General features: G+C 43.6%; 12 protein-coding genes. 4 read left to right on the forward strand and 8 right to left on the reverse strand.

Going from position 1 to position 14,037, the window contains the following annotated elements:
• Positions 1-9: 9 nt before the first annotated feature.
• The 3 genes from BMW86_RS21960 (at position 10) to BMW86_RS21970 (ending at position 2,281) form a co-directional block, all read left to right on the forward strand.
• Entirely contained in the window at positions 10-561 is a 552-nt protein-coding gene (locus tag BMW86_RS21960) for an SRPBCC family protein (protein ID WP_089784092.1), read from the forward strand.
• 264 nt (positions 562-825) lie between these two features.
• Positions 826-1,368: an SRPBCC family protein gene (locus BMW86_RS21965; protein ID WP_177189355.1), complete on the forward strand. Its 543-nt coding sequence runs from the start codon at positions 826-828 to the stop codon at positions 1,366-1,368.
• Positions 1,369-1,783: 415 nt separating this feature from the next.
• Positions 1,784-2,281, forward strand: a complete 498-nt coding sequence (locus tag BMW86_RS21970; protein WP_089784094.1) for a DUF2911 domain-containing protein — start codon at positions 1,784-1,786, stop codon at positions 2,279-2,281.
• Between the two features lie 294 nt (positions 2,282-2,575).
• Here the strand turns inward: BMW86_RS21970 and bioA are convergent, their stop codons facing one another.
• From bioA to BMW86_RS22010, 8 genes are all read right to left on the reverse strand, one after another.
• Positions 2,576-3,844 carry an adenosylmethionine--8-amino-7-oxononanoate transaminase gene (gene bioA, locus BMW86_RS21975; protein WP_089784095.1) on the reverse strand — a complete coding sequence of 423 codons (1,269 nt, stop codon included), beginning with the start codon at positions 3,842-3,844 and terminating at the stop codon, positions 2,576-2,578.
• A gap of 30 nt (positions 3,845-3,874) precedes the next feature.
• Positions 3,875-5,200, reverse strand: a complete 1,326-nt coding sequence (locus tag BMW86_RS21980; RefSeq protein ID WP_255372977.1) for an ABC1 kinase family protein — start codon at positions 5,198-5,200, stop codon at positions 3,875-3,877.
• 15 nt (positions 5,201-5,215) lie between these two features.
• A complete protein-coding gene (locus BMW86_RS21985; RefSeq protein WP_089784096.1) occupies positions 5,216-5,842 on the reverse strand; it encodes a TetR family transcriptional regulator C-terminal domain-containing protein in 627 nt (208 codons plus the stop codon).
• Positions 5,843-5,936: 94 nt separating this feature from the next.
• Positions 5,937-8,711, reverse strand: coding sequence for a hypothetical protein (locus BMW86_RS21990; RefSeq protein ID WP_089784097.1), 2,775 nt, complete (start codon positions 8,709-8,711; stop codon positions 5,937-5,939).
• A complete protein-coding gene (locus BMW86_RS21995; RefSeq protein ID WP_089784098.1) occupies positions 8,708-10,501 on the reverse strand; it encodes a hypothetical protein in 1,794 nt (597 codons plus the stop codon). Before BMW86_RS21995 ends, BMW86_RS21990 begins: the two co-directional genes overlap by 4 nt.
• Complete coding sequence (locus BMW86_RS22000; RefSeq protein WP_089784099.1) at positions 10,502-11,209, reverse strand: hypothetical protein; 708 nt, start codon at positions 11,207-11,209, stop codon at positions 10,502-10,504.
• Entirely contained in the window at positions 11,206-12,354 is a 1,149-nt protein-coding gene (locus BMW86_RS22005) for an AAA family ATPase (protein WP_089784100.1), read from the reverse strand. Before BMW86_RS22005 ends, BMW86_RS22000 begins: the two co-directional genes overlap by 4 nt.
• 6 nt (positions 12,355-12,360) lie before the next feature.
• Positions 12,361-12,987, reverse strand: coding sequence for a hypothetical protein (locus tag BMW86_RS22010; RefSeq protein WP_089784101.1), 627 nt, complete (start codon positions 12,985-12,987; stop codon positions 12,361-12,363).
• Positions 12,988-13,193: 206 nt separating this feature from the next.
• Between BMW86_RS22010 and BMW86_RS22015 the strand changes: the two genes are divergently transcribed.
• Entirely contained in the window at positions 13,194-13,961 is a 768-nt protein-coding gene (locus BMW86_RS22015; RefSeq protein WP_089784102.1) for a 3-keto-disaccharide hydrolase, read from the forward strand.
• Positions 13,962-14,037: the final 76 nt, after the last annotated feature.

The following is a 14,037-nucleotide window of genomic DNA, read 5'->3' on the forward strand; positions in this document are numbered from 1 at the left end:
CTTATACGTATGCAAGCCTTATATATCATCCTGGGAACATTGGCCGTGCTCATCCCCGGTCTGTTTGTAATCAGCCTGTTTTTGCCGGCTACTGTTAAAGTGGTACGGGCCAGGGTAGTGCCAGCTACCGTTGCTGCTGTTTTTCAACAAGTAAATATATTACGGAACTGGGAGGGATGGTCTCCCTGGCATCAGCTGGACCCTGCATTAAAGCTTACTTACAGCGAAGCAGAATGTGGTGTAGGGGCTGGTTTTCAATGGGAAAGCAAACACAGGCAGGTGCGTAACGGGCAGCTTACTATTACGGAGTGCCGCCTGCACGAATATATAGCGCTGGATATGCAGTTCATGAGACAACGGATAGCCAAGGGCTATTTCCGCTTTGAACCTGCCAGAATGGGGACACTGGTTACCTGGGGATTAAGGGCAGAGCTGGGGCAACATCCGGGAAGGAGATTGATGGGGCTGATGATGGATAAATGGATAGGAAAGGATTTTGAGAGGGGGCTTGAGAATTTGAAGAGAAGATGTATCCGGGAATCATCTGTAAATAATTTATGACAGCGTAGATTGCCAGATGTTATTGATCATAAATACACTGCATCTGACTGTTTAGTTCTCTGATTTAGCTTTGGAATATGGGTTCAGGATTTGTTTTTCAATTTAACTTCACCTGATATTCACGTCAGATAAGGTGTATTTATTGATCAATAACATCCGGCACGAAGATTATGTAATCAAACTGAGGTACTACCTTAAATACATAAGCAGAGTTATGTATTTAATTAATCAAATAGGGCGAGATTTATGCCTGTATCCAATTTTATGCGAGTTATCAAGTTATTTTTACTGAGTGTTTTCTTTTTAGGTTTACTGGTTTTCCTGTTATCGCTGCTATTGCCTTCCCGGGCTATTGTAGAACGCTCCGGCGTGATTGATGCCCCTATCAGCACTGTCTATGCTCAGATCAATGATCTTAAAACCTGGCAACACTGGAATCCCTGGACGGCTCCTGGTACTGCACAGGAAATTAAGTATTCCGAACCAGCTTTCGGAACAGGTGCTTATTATACATGGGCAGGTGTACAGACGGATAAACGTATAACCGGCAAAGTAACTATTACCAATAGTGATTCTCTGAAAGGAGTATATTATAATATGGATTTTGAAGGGATGAAATCCGTGAAAGCCACCTTTAATCTCAGACCGGCAACCACCGGTACCGGTACCGCTATCCTCTGGCGGCTGGAAACAAACTTAGGCTACTTACCCTGGTGGAAGTTCAGGGGTTTCCTGGCAGACCGTCTTACCGGCCCGCAGTTAGAAGACGGGCTGACTAAGCTAAAGAGCATTTGTGAGGGGAAATAGGGCTCTCTACAAACACGGGGCTCCTACGGGAGCCTTACATGTTGTTTATCAAGATTAATATACTACAAACACGGGGCTCCTACGGGAGCCTTACATGTTGTTTATCAAGATTAATATACTACAAACACGGGGCTCCTACCGGAGCCTTACATGTTGTTTATCAAGATTAATATACTACAAACACGGGGCTCCTACCGGAGCCTTACATGTTGTTTATCAAGATTAATATACTGCAAACACGGGGCTCCTAACAGAACCTCATATGTTGTTTATCAAGATTAAATTAATATACTACAAATATCAGGCTCCGTCAGGAGCCTAATGTTTATAGATAAATAAATCATAATTTCTATGAGTGGTAATTATTGTTGCCACTGAATGGCTTAATTTTCTGCAAACTTTAAACATATTGTTTATGAAACACGTTCTCCTATTTTTTGCACTGTTGGCTGGTACCAGCAGTTTCGTATCTGCTCAGGATAAAAAGCCTGAAAGCCCACGTGTAACAGCTGAAGGAAAAAATGTTAAAATTGCCTACGGACAACCATCCAAGAAAGGAAGAGTTATTTTCGGTGAACTGGTTCCTTTCGGAAAAGTTTGGCGCTTAGGTGCTAACGAAGCCACTGAAATCACTTTCACTAAAGATGGTAGCTTCGGTGGTAAACCAGTTAAAGCTGGTACTTATACCCTGTTCACCATTCCTGAAGCAGCTTCCTGGACTTTCATACTGAACTCCGAACTGAAACAATGGGGTGCCTACAAGTATGATGAGATCAAAGGTAAAAACGTACTGGAAGTAAAAGCAAAAGCAACTAAGATTGCTGCTCCTGTAGAAAAGCTGACCATCACATTACCTGGTGATAAACTGGTAGTAGAATGGGATCAGACTCAGGTTGAAGTTCCTGTAAAGTAAACACGTCAAACTCATTTAAAAAGGAGGGTGTATCAACTGATACACCCTCTTTATGTTTGCAGCAAAACATAATGCATTTCGTAACAAAACATAATAGGCTCCGTTAGGAGCCCCGTGTTTGTAGAAAATGTACTATACAACAAAACAAGACTCCGTTAGGAGTCCCCTATAATTTGTTATTATAGGGGACTCCTAACGGAGTCTATTATGTAGAAGATGGATTATTGCTACAAACACGGGGCTCCTAAAGGAGCCTTTTTAGTGTCTTCTAATACTTTCGATACACCCTCCTTTTTATAATGCTTTTACGCATTCCTCAATGCTTTTATATACCCTATCCAGCTGCTCATTTGTAATACAATAAGGCGCCATGATATACAATGTATTACCCAATGGTCTCAGCATAATCCTTTTCTCTTTAAAGAATTTATGCAGATAATCCGCCAGGTTATTGATATAACTATCTTCTGTATCAGTCACAATTTCAAAGGCGATGATCGTCCCCTGAACCCTTACATTTTTTATCAGTTTTAAAGTTTTTAACTGCGTCGCAAACTGACGATGCTGCGTTTCTACTCTTACACGATTCTCCTTACAGGAAGGCTGTAAAAAGAGATCTAAGCTGGCCAGCGCAATCACACAGGCTAAAGGATTCGCTGTAAATGAATGCCCGTGAAAAAGCGTTTTCAGCTTACTTTCTGAAAGGAATGCGTTATAAATCTCCGCAGTGCAGGTAGTGATACCTAAAGCAATACTACCGCCTGTCAATCCTTTAGATAAACAGATAATATCCGGTGGTGTAGAGACGTTCTCCATTGCAAAGTTGCGTCCTGTTCTGCCGAAGCCAGTCATGATCTCATCTGCTATCAGCATGATCTGATGCTGATGGCAATGCTGCAGTAATTCATCAAATACATCTGCCTCATACATCAACATTCCACCGGCACCCTGTACCAGTGGCTCAAAGATAAAAGCAGCGATATCTGAAGGATGTAAGGCATCTACCTGTGCTTTTAAAGTGGTGATATTGTCTTTGGTAGGAGTGTCTATGAAATGCACATCAAAGAGGAAATCGTCGAATACACGGGTGAATACACTGCGGCTGCTTACGCTCATCGCCCCAAAAGTATCCCCATGATAAGAATTACTGAAGGCCAGTATTTTATTCCTTTTCTGGCCTTTATTATGCCAGTACTGGATACACATTTTCAGTGCCACTTCTACCGCTGTAGAACCGTTATCCGAATAAAATACGCGTTGCTGATGGCCTGGTAATATAGGCAGTAATCTTTCTGCGAGGTTCACGGCAGGAGGGTGGGTATAACCCGCAAAAATGCAGTGCTGCAATTCTGTAGCCTGTGCTGCCAGTTGTTTTGCAATGTAAGGATGGGCATGCCCGTGAATATTTACCCACCAGCTGGAAGTAGCATCCAGGTAGCTGTTCCCTTCTTCATCATACAATAAAGTCCCTTCTCCTCTTACAATACCTACCGGTGCCGGCGCAGTCTGCATCTGTGTGTACGGATGCCAGATCACCTGTTGATCCCTTTCTGATAATGTCATGTCTTATTGATTTCAACGACGCAAAGGTAACTATTGCAGATGAAATGCCGGGGTGTTTGCGGGATACCCTGTTTTAATATTTGCTTTTAAATCACTGAGGATAGAATATAACCCGAAATAAGTACGGTTTACGTACAAAGAATGACGGGAGCCACGGGCTACTTTAGAGTCTTTTACTTCTTTTAAATTGGATACATAGTCCATGTAGGCATAGATCTCATTAAAATAAGATTCATCTCCAAAGTCAAAGCTGTCGAGGGTAAAAGGCAGCGTTAACATATCTATCATCTTCTGAAAAAGTTCAGAGAAGAACGTGATCTCTTTTTCTGTATCCGAAGGATGGATCATTTCCAGGTTAGTATAGATCTGTCTGCGTTTTACCTCATCCTTTATCACTTCTTTATCTACTAAAAGGAAATAGTTGATGTAAAAATCTTCCGGAATTTCTTTGATACAACCGAAGTCGAAGATACCAACAGTACCATCATCGCGCATCAGGAAGTTACCGGGATGCGGATCGGCATGTACTGTTTTGAGTGTATGTACCTGGAACTGGTAGAAGTCCCAGAGTGCCTGTCCAATTTTATTGCGTACTTCCTGACTGGGGTTCCTTAACATGAATTCCTTCAGGTGAAAGCCGTTCAGCCAGTCCATGGTAATAATCCTTTCGCTGGAGAGTTCCGGGTAATAGGAAGGGAATACGAGGTTAGGAATATGTGCGCAGAGGGAAGATAATTCCACAGAGCGGCGCAGTTCCAGTTTATAGTCGGTTTCTTCCAGCAGTTTGCTCTCAATCTCATCAAAGTATTTATCCATATCTACTTCGTTCATACCTACAATGCGGATAGCAAAGGGTTTTACGATGCGGAGATCGGATTTTACACTATTGGCAACGCCGGGATACTGTATTTTGATGGCCAGTGGCTTGTCCCATTTCCAGGCGCGGTGTACCTGGCCAATGGAAGCAGCGTTGGCCGCTTTCATCTCAAATTTATCATAGAGCTGGGAAGGGGATTGTCCCAGTGTTTTAACAAAAGTATTGACTACCAGTGGACCGGAAAGGGGAGGAGCGCTGTACTGCGACATGGCAAATTTGTCTGTATAGGCTTTAGGCAGCATGCCCTTATCCATACTCAGCATCTGGGCTACTTTTAAAGCGCTTCCTTTGAGATCGCTTAAAGTATCATAGATATCTTCTGCATTGTCTGCATGTAACTGGTCCTTGCTCAGAGAGGGGTCTAAAAGTTTTTTCGTGTAATGTTTGATATAATTTGTTCCTACTTTCAGTCCTGTTGTTACAAAGCGGCTGGCCCTTTCTACCTTTCCGGTAGGAATGTTAGTCTGTTCTTTCATCATCCCCGATAATTTTGTTTACTTCCTCGTAAACATGAATTTTCCAAAGTCTACTAAACTGTCAAATGTATTTGTGCTGATCAGCTGAAAGCTCAGGTTTACTGCTTTTTCAATAGCGGCATCTGTCATTTCAAACTGGTTGCTATCGTCTTTTGTCCAGTAGCGGAGTACAAATAACGCCTGCATCCAGAAACCGTGTACGTATTGGTCTGAGATGAATTTGCGTTCTTTGATCTCGTTGCTGGTATATCCTTCTTTCACGATCTCTCTGATATAGTCATAGAAAGCAATACGGAAGGTTTCCAGTTTATCCAGATGAATACCGGGAATCCTGTAGTTTTCTTTCTGTTGCAGGATATAACTCCTGTTTTCTTTCAGTTTCTGTACCCACATGAAGTAGAAGGTGAGCAGTTTTTCCTGTGCGGAATAGTTCCTGTAGATCTCATCCTGCTGTAACTTTTCTATGGTATCCTGGAAATAGGATAACCAGAGGTCTTTTTCAACAGCATCAAAAGAAGAGTAGCTGTCGTAAAAAGCAGTTTCAGCTATACCCAGCTGCTGACAGAAGGAGAAGATGGAAACGGGTCTTTTGCCGTTTTCCAGCCAGAAAGTTTTATAAGCGTCGCGAATAAGTTGCTTGTCCATTGTTTCCGGGATTTTTAGAAGTGAATTGGCTATGAACCATATCAAATTTACGTCAGAATCGCCGGATAATGATCAGATAAGCGTTAAGGAAAGCCTAAATAGCATGTATTGTTATAACACCTTTATTATCAAGTATAACGCATTGATTCTTTTCGCCAGTAGATAAGATTTCCTTGATGGGATCGGTGGAGTGGATCGTTTTGATCAATATGGGTATATTTTTTATATTATATACTTCTGCATAATATTCTGATGCGATGATGAACAGATCTCCGGGAATGTATGCTTTTGCCACACAGAGGATGGGTGCGGCGAAGAAGCTGCCGATGGTTTTCATGCCTCTTTCTACACTGATCAGGATACTTCCTTTTTTTGTGCGGGCAATTATTTTATTGCCGGGTGTGTCTGTTAAAGAAAAAATATCTGCGTCCAGTGGTAATTCTTCACAATATCCAAGATAATCCACGCTGTAAATGGATTTATTCATGTGGAAGTAGAGGATATACTTGCAGATCAATTGTTGCATAAAGTGTAGGTGCTGAGGAATAAGAAAATTACCGTTTAATTTACATTCAGATACATTGATCTCCCTATCAGCAATATGATGGTTGAGGTTCATCCGGCTTTCATCAGGAGAGACTGTAATGGTTGTTAATCTGGATGCTTCCTCATTGAATGCAAAACAAAGAACATCCTGCTCCAGTTGCTTATTCACGCGGATGTGCAGTTCCTCATGAAAATGACGATTAGCAGGTAGATCTTTATCCTCAAAAGAAAGTATTTTTTCCAATGTTCTTAATGGCAGTATAATGTCATTACTGGCATTAATATTATGAGGGAAAAATGGATATACGTGTTCCATTTCCTCACCTTGCGGAGGGTAGTCCTGATATGGATAGTAATCCCAGCTATAATGTTCCTGGTAGCCTTCTGTATTGAGGCGGACCAAATGCAGTTTGCTGTGACCCTGTCCGAAAATCAGCATCTGTTTATGATAAGTGGCAGAGCCCATCCATTCTACATGCTTATCCAGTTGTATCCTTATCTGATTTCCCGTTTTATCTTTTGCTGTCACACTTGCACGACTGTTTTTATACAGGTTGAAATCAGTAACCAGTTGTTCATCCTCAGGTAAAAAATGCTTTAATAAATGCATCTTTTCGGTGTTACCCATCATGGCATCCTGACTGATAACCTTATACGCCAGCTCTCTCGCAGTTTCTTTCGCCGCAGGGTTGGTGGTGGCTTTATTTACATCAACCAGCACGCTCAGGAAGCTATTTTGCCTGTTTACGGGTGTATGGTGTTCATATATTTTAAGCAGGCATTCAGGTAACTGCCCTTCTTCTGTACGCATGATCATCTGGAAGTACATGGTCAGGCAATCTTCCTGTTTGTTCCCGGCAGACCAGCCATCCAGTAATCTGGCACGGGCTTCTTCGGGGAGATGTAGTTTTTTATCCAGGATGAGTGCCGCTTTCTGATAATCCTGTTGTAGCAGGGCCACGTCTGTGCTTTTCCTGAAATACTGTGTTGCTTTTTCAGGTTGAGCGAGGAGCAGGAAGAGATCTCCTGTTTTTTCGTATTGTTCCAGTTCTTTGTAGCCCTCAATCGCTTCCAGCAGTAACCCTCCTTTCTCTAAACACTGGGCTGCTTCGAGTGGTTTATGTAAATGTTCTTTGTACAATATAGCTGCTTCCCTATAGTATTGTCCTTGTTCCAATACTCTTGCTGCTGCCTGGAAATTTCCCAGCAGATTAGCGTAGATGTAGGCCGCCTTTTTGAAGTCCCCTTTTTCTTCTGCCTGTTGGGCAGCTTTATGATATTTGGAGGTGAGGGATTCTGCATAATTGTCTACGTTCCATCCATCTGCACGTTCACCACCTCCAAGTCTGTTTACATTAAAATTGGTATCGCGGCTACCTAAACGGCCACTGGGAGTAGCGCTGCCTCTGCTGGCATATTTTGATGCAAGGGGGATGGCATAGCGGAGCGCTTCATCCATATCCTCATCAAATAATTTCAGGAGACGTTCCAGTTCCCTGTTCCGGCTCTTTTCAAGGTTGTCTTGGGTAGGGGTGTTACCATTGTCGCCTCTGCTGCCAGCTTTGGAACCTCTGTTGCCGCCATCATTTTCACTTTCCATCCAATTCATGAAGCGCTGTATCCAGTTATTGGGCAAAGGCGCTATCGGATTGCGGGGGAATAGAGATAATATTTTCAGGATAAGCCAGATGGGGAGCATGAACATTTTCGCTATCACATCCAGGAAAGCCATGAATCCGGTGGGTGGTTTTATCACTCCCGGGATTTCTGACAAAGGCTGTATATCGATACTTTCCTGTAACTGATCCAGTAGTTTATTTTCTTCCGGATTATCTACACTGATCTCATGCAGTTTTGCCATAGCAGGTAAACCGGGATGAGCATGTTCCCAGCTGGTGTTGCGCTGTTCGGCAAATGAGAGCAGATTGACAGGCTCCTGCTGATCTTCTTTATTGAATCCTACAAAGCCGATACCCGGATGAAACACCTGCCATTCCCAGATGAGCAGATCGTTTAGTTCATCATCGCTTAGTACCGGGTGCAGGCTGGCATGAACAGGAATGAATAATTTATTGCCGATGGCGGCATAGGGATGTGAGAGTACAGACGCATCAGGTACTTTGTCATTGAATACCACGAACAGACCCGCAGGAGTGATAGACCCGGTATTAGCCGGAATGATAAGGCATGTTAATTCGTTCAGCGGTATATTCCAGTTGTCAATTTCACGGAACCATTGTGCAGGAGAATTGCCCCGGATGAAAGTCCCGGCGATATCCTGACAGGATTGCGGATCGTATGTTAGCTGCAGGACTATATTCATTTCAATGCCTCTATAAATGATTGGATATATTTTTCGTAAAATTCCTGTACAGGCATTTTCTTCTCAGGGGATTTCCCTGTAAAGTATTCCGTACCGCATGTTGCACCATCAGAAGCGCAGCAGGCAATTGAACGGTTCAATATCAGTACGATCGTTACTTCTGGTAAGTTTGGAGCACGCAGGTGTAAAAGTCCACGTGAGTCTAAAAATGCTTCACAACCATTTTCCCAGGTGAATTTTAAAAGTTTATAATTGACATCCGGGATGTTTATCTGTGTTGGATTTTCGGATATTGCGCTGATTCTTTCTCTAATGTAATTATGAAGCGGCCTTTTTAAGGAGATACCAACGCTGTTATCATTTATAACGAGGCTACGACTATCCAGCATCAGGTATTCTCCATCTATATATATTTGCTCGATATTGGTAAGAACGCTGTAACCATTGTTGATGTGCTGTTTTATATCTTTTGGATGAAATTCGTAATCCGATGGTAGAGGGCTATCTGTACCTTCTCCCGATTTACTGTATATTCTCCCATGATTAGCATTGACAGTGAAGCGTGTATTACTAGTATCTATGATGAATTGTTCCTGATGAAATACGATTGTATGTGGGTCCCTTAGCTGGATTTTAGGCAAGCAATCGGTGGTGGTCATTGTCAGTGTCTTCGTATGTATATTATACAGTCTTAGTATCTGGGGTGAGCTGGGAATGTGATGAAGGATATAGATGAGAGATTTTTCATCCTGTCCGAAGTAATATTTACCAGGGGGAATGAAAGACATTAATTCTATAGCACCTTTAGTCTTTTCAGGCCAGTAAAGCAGGCGTTGGTCCTGTGTGATACCGATTACGCCAAATGCGCTGAACATATGTTCCTTATCAGGAAGGATCTTACTGCTGGGGAAGTAAAGTGGTGAAGGCGTCTGCTGGAAAAAAACCGGTAAGTCTTTTCTATCATAGGCTTCTTCTTTTCTCGTCTTTATTATCTTCTTTGTTTTTGATAATAATTCCGGTAAGTCCAGTGAGATATTGTGTAGCAACCGGCGGTTACCGGCTTTATATTTAAACAGTTGTAATTGCCCTGATCTGCTTACAGTGATCAGGAACCCATGAGCTGTTCTCAGGTGGGCGAAAGCAGCCTGGAAAGCGGGTGTGTAGAACAGTTGCTCATCTGTGATGAGGAAGTATTCCTGCTCACGGCCAAGGGGATGTTCTTTTGCAAAGGCTGTTAAGGCGCCTGCACTGTGCAGGGCGGGCGATAACTCTGCCAATGCGCCGATGATATCTGGTTTGGTGAGCAGTTCCATTTCGCTGTAGGTATTGCCCTGCAATGCGAACGTACTGACGCTTGCTTTTTCTTTGTTATTCATGCGACAGGCTAATGCTGTAGCGATGGCGAAAATGCGGGGTGTTCCCCACATTTTGATGCTGGTATCTACGAGGATGAAACGTTGCCGGACATGATGGGTGGGCAGTTCTTCCCTGCGCAGGTAGAGGGCTTCATTGTTGGCTAGTCTTGCCATTAAGGAAAGGTCGTCATGTGCAAGTTCGCTGAGGAGCAGTCTGTCGAAGTTGCCCCTGTTGGTGATATCGGATACGCCGCCGAATGACAGATCGCTGTTGCTGCGTGTCTGCATAGGGATTTTCAGCGCAGCGATGAGGCGTTGCGTTAATCGGGCCAGCCCTTCAGTCTGAGCGTCTCCGGCCAGTTGTTCCAGCAGGTCTGCCGGTTGTTGTTCCGGTAGTACCAGTGGTAATTGTTTAGTATCGAACTTTGACGACATTTAAATCATACTATTAGTAAGCCTTACCGCGCTTCTGGTGGCAGGTACAAAGCAATCAAACTTTATTTTTTCCCATTGACCATTTTCATGGAACAGTAGTATACCATCATTCACAGGGTTCAGTGCTTTTGCTACCAGCGATGTTATGGCTGGTGGATCAAAGTCGTAACCTGCCGGTAACAGGATGTTATTCCTGAGTATATATGTTTTACCTGGTAATGGTATGTTCGGCGTACCTATAATCAATGCTTCACTGTTTTCTGAAACAGCGAAGTAGAGATGTTGCAGTCTTACAAGCGGCGCTGTGCTGACATATGTTTCCCATGTTTCCAGGGGAGTAAGCAAAGCATCGCTTTCCTGTATGATTACATTCCTTGCCAGTTTTATCTGTAGAGGTTCTTCCAGTATGCCTGGTAAGGCAGATACAGGCAATGTTACTTTTATGAATGATAACAGCGGTACCCATTCTAATGCAGGCAATGTATCAGACGGTGTCAGGGCTCCGGGCGCATAGATACGTTCCTGTTCATCCATGAAATAAGTATACCTCGCCGGTAATACACTGATCTTTTTATCCGGTTTACCCGTAGGTATTCCTCTCACCCAGATCTCTTCTCCGGAGCGGGCAGCAAGTAGTCCGGGGAAAGTACGAACACTACCTAATGCCGCCGCATGAGCGGATGATAGTACTATTACGATTTCCATCATACTGTCTGTATTATTTTCTGCCAGAGTTCTTCAATTGGCTGTAACACATAGTTACGCTGTGTTTCATTGCTGATCCATTCACTGCGTCCATTCAGATAACGCAGTCTGTCTTTTATCAGTGAGCGTTCTGCACCTGAAGCCGTATCCCATTGCTCTGTCATTTGCAGCACTTCTTCATAGATAGTATCCGCATCGGGAGCACTATTGATATTGGCACGGGGATGCTGCTGGGGATGGGAATCATCTGTAGCAACAGCCGCATTCACAATGCCTGCAATCACTTCCTGCTGTTCCTCTGTATCCCAGATATAACGCAGCACCCAGAGATCAGAACGCAACGCCGTACGACGGTTGCAAAGTAACGCACTGGCCGCTATGAGGCGTTGCAGTTTCACTGCACGCCTGTCTGATATCAGTACACCGGCATTACGCAATAACTGCACGAGTTCTATGTAAGCAGGTCTTACAATGCTGAGGTCAATACTGGTAGTGAGTGATTGCAAATGTCGTACTTCCTCTTCCGTTATACCGGTATAATCAGTTTCAGTAGTTTGCTCCATATCCCAACCGGCATGCAGTACTTTTTCCAGTTGTGCAGGATCTACGTTCCCGCAATGTACCCTGATGAGGAAGCGATCAAAAAGGGCCTGTAAGGACTCTTCTTCCGGCAGATGATTGCTGGCGCCTATAAAGATCAGTGCGGGGAGTTTTTTTGTCTCCTTGCCACGGCGGAAGATCTTTTCATTGAGTGCCATCAGCAGGCTATTGAGGATGGCGCTGTTCGCGTTCAGCAATTCATCCAGAAATACCAGTGATGCTTCGGGTAGCATGCCATCTGTATTGGTGACCAGGTCTCCATCGCGCAGTTTGCGGATATCGAAAGGGCCGAACAGTTCATTAGGTTCTGTAAAGCGGGTAAGCAGGTATTCAAAGGTTTTGCCTTTGATATGACGGGCTAACTCACGTACCATGGCGCTCTTGGCGGTACCAGGAGGGCCCAGCAGGAAAAGGTTTTCCCTGCCTGCGAGGCAAATGCCCATAAGATCGATAATGTCGTCTTTACCAACGAAAGTTTTTTTCAGCTGTTGCAGTACATTATTCAGTTTGTCTATTATGTTGGCGTCGGACAGAATAACAGGTTCCATAGTTTATTAATCGTTAAAAGAGGGTTCAAATTGAGGCCACAAATCAGCGGCATAGGCGCCTAATGCTTCCAGTACCAGTGGATAACAATCAGGCTGCTGACATTTGTGGAGATTTCTGGCGGTAATGATCCGGTCTATATAAGCCTGCTTCAGGGAAGCATCACTGAATATAACGGAGAGGTCTGTACTTTCAGACATGGAGATAGCTGCTGAAGAGAAAGGCCATAATTGCGCTGTTTCCTTCATCAGTTTAACCAGCGGATCATTGGGCGATAATCCTTTTGCCAGGTCAAAGAGATCTGGGAGATAACGCAGGGTGAGGTCTGCGGAATACATCGCAGCGGGCGTCTGTTCTCCGGAATAGGGAAGCAGTTGTTCCTGCATGGTTGTTTCGTCCAGGTTTCTCAGCAGGATGAACTGTACGGCTGTGTAGAGATAACGGGCTGCCCAGAGGGCTGCGTTTTCATCAAAAGAAGGCGCGGTGGCTGGCATTTCCTGTATATCATCTTCATAGTATTGTTGCAGATGAACAGTAGACAGGCGCAGGTCTTCTGCCTCAAATGGCAGCAGCTGTGATACTACTTTTACTTTCCCATCGTTGATCAGTCCTGCTATAAAATTCGTTAGCTCCATGTAAATATCTTTATAGCAGAATATATAGTGTCAGTTGATTGCCCCATGCTTATCAACATCAGTATAAAGTCCCCCGGATTTCATATTAGCTCTAAGGTAATGAGTATGTGTCTTATATGCAAGTCTGTTATCATATAATAAATATGATGACCGGATTGTTAATTGTTAGATCTATTTTTAACTTAGGGAATTAAATTAAAGTGATCATGTATAAGAAAACACTTACAACGGCCGCTGCCGTTGTTTTTTCAGCCGCGTTATTTGCTCAGACAAAACCAGAAGAGACAGAAGTATGGGAACCGGTCCCTGTAGTAGTTACATCGGGTAAAGTCAATACAGATGCACCTTCAGATGCAATCATACTGTTTAACGGGAAAAACCTGGACCAGTGGGTATCTGTAAAAGATTCTACTAAACCGGCTTCCTGGAAGGTAGCTGGTAATGCATTTACTGTAGATAAAAATGCAGGGAACATACAAACGAAAAGATCTTTTACCAATTATCAGCTGCATCTTGAGTGGCAGGTGCCTAAAAATATAACAGGTACTGGTCAGGGTAGGGGTAATAGTGGCTTGTTCCTGGCGTCTACCGGTCCTGGTGATGATGGTTATGAACTCCAGATCCTGGATAACTACAACAATAAGACATATGTGAATGGTCAGGCTGGGAGTATTTACAAGCAAACGCCACCGCTGGTGAATGCTAATAAGAAACCAGGAGAATGGCAGACTTACGATGTGATCTGGACGGCGCCTCATTTCAATGCAGATGGTTCTTTGTTGTCTCCTGCCAGGGTAACCATGTTCTTTAACGGGATACTTGTGCAGAATAACACGGAGCTGCGTGGTCCTACCAAATACATCGGCAAGGCTACTTATGAGAAAGCACATGGCGCTTGTCCTATTAAATTGCAGGCACATGGAGATAAGAGCGAGCCGCTTAGTTTCCGGAATATCTGGATCAGAGAATTATAATCAAACTTATTCAGCAAACGCAATAAACAACCAAACACAATAGGCTCCGTTAGGAGCCCCGTGTTTGTAGAAAAAA

Origin of the sequence: Chitinophaga sp. YR573, from assembly GCF_900110995.1 — a bacterium.
GTDB lineage: Bacteria > Bacteroidota > Bacteroidia > Chitinophagales > Chitinophagaceae > Chitinophaga.

Excerpts from the sequence above, each read along its gene's own strand:
- BMW86_RS22005 (WP_089784100.1), bottom strand. The coding sequence starts at position 12,354 with ATGGAACCTGTTATTCTGTCCGACGCCAACATAATAGACAAACTGAAT.
- BMW86_RS21995 (WP_089784098.1), bottom strand. The coding sequence starts at position 10,501 with ATGTCGTCAAAGTTCGATACTAAACAATTACCACTGGTACTACCGGAA.
- BMW86_RS21980 (WP_255372977.1), bottom strand. The coding sequence starts at position 5,200 with ATGATGAAAGAACAGACTAACATTCCTACCGGAAAGGTAGAAAGGGCC.
- bioA (WP_089784095.1), bottom strand. The coding sequence starts at position 3,844 with ATGACATTATCAGAAAGGGATCAACAGGTGATCTGGCATCCGTACACA.
- BMW86_RS21965 (WP_177189355.1), top strand. The coding sequence starts at position 826 with ATGCGAGTTATCAAGTTATTTTTACTGAGTGTTTTCTTTTTAGGTTTA.
- BMW86_RS21990 (WP_089784097.1), bottom strand. The coding sequence starts at position 8,711 with ATGAATATAGTCCTGCAGCTAACATACGATCCGCAATCCTGTCAGGAT.
- BMW86_RS21985 (WP_089784096.1), bottom strand. The coding sequence starts at position 5,842 with ATGGACAAGCAACTTATTCGCGACGCTTATAAAACTTTCTGGCTGGAA.
- BMW86_RS22010 (WP_089784101.1), bottom strand. The coding sequence starts at position 12,987 with ATGGAGCTAACGAATTTTATAGCAGGACTGATCAACGATGGGAAAGTA.
- BMW86_RS21960 (WP_089784092.1), top strand. The coding sequence starts at position 10 with ATGCAAGCCTTATATATCATCCTGGGAACATTGGCCGTGCTCATCCCC.
- BMW86_RS21970 (WP_089784094.1), top strand. The coding sequence starts at position 1,784 with ATGAAACACGTTCTCCTATTTTTTGCACTGTTGGCTGGTACCAGCAGT.
- BMW86_RS22015 (WP_089784102.1), top strand. The coding sequence starts at position 13,194 with ATGTATAAGAAAACACTTACAACGGCCGCTGCCGTTGTTTTTTCAGCC.
- BMW86_RS22000 (WP_089784099.1), bottom strand. The coding sequence starts at position 11,209 with ATGATGGAAATCGTAATAGTACTATCATCCGCTCATGCGGCGGCATTA.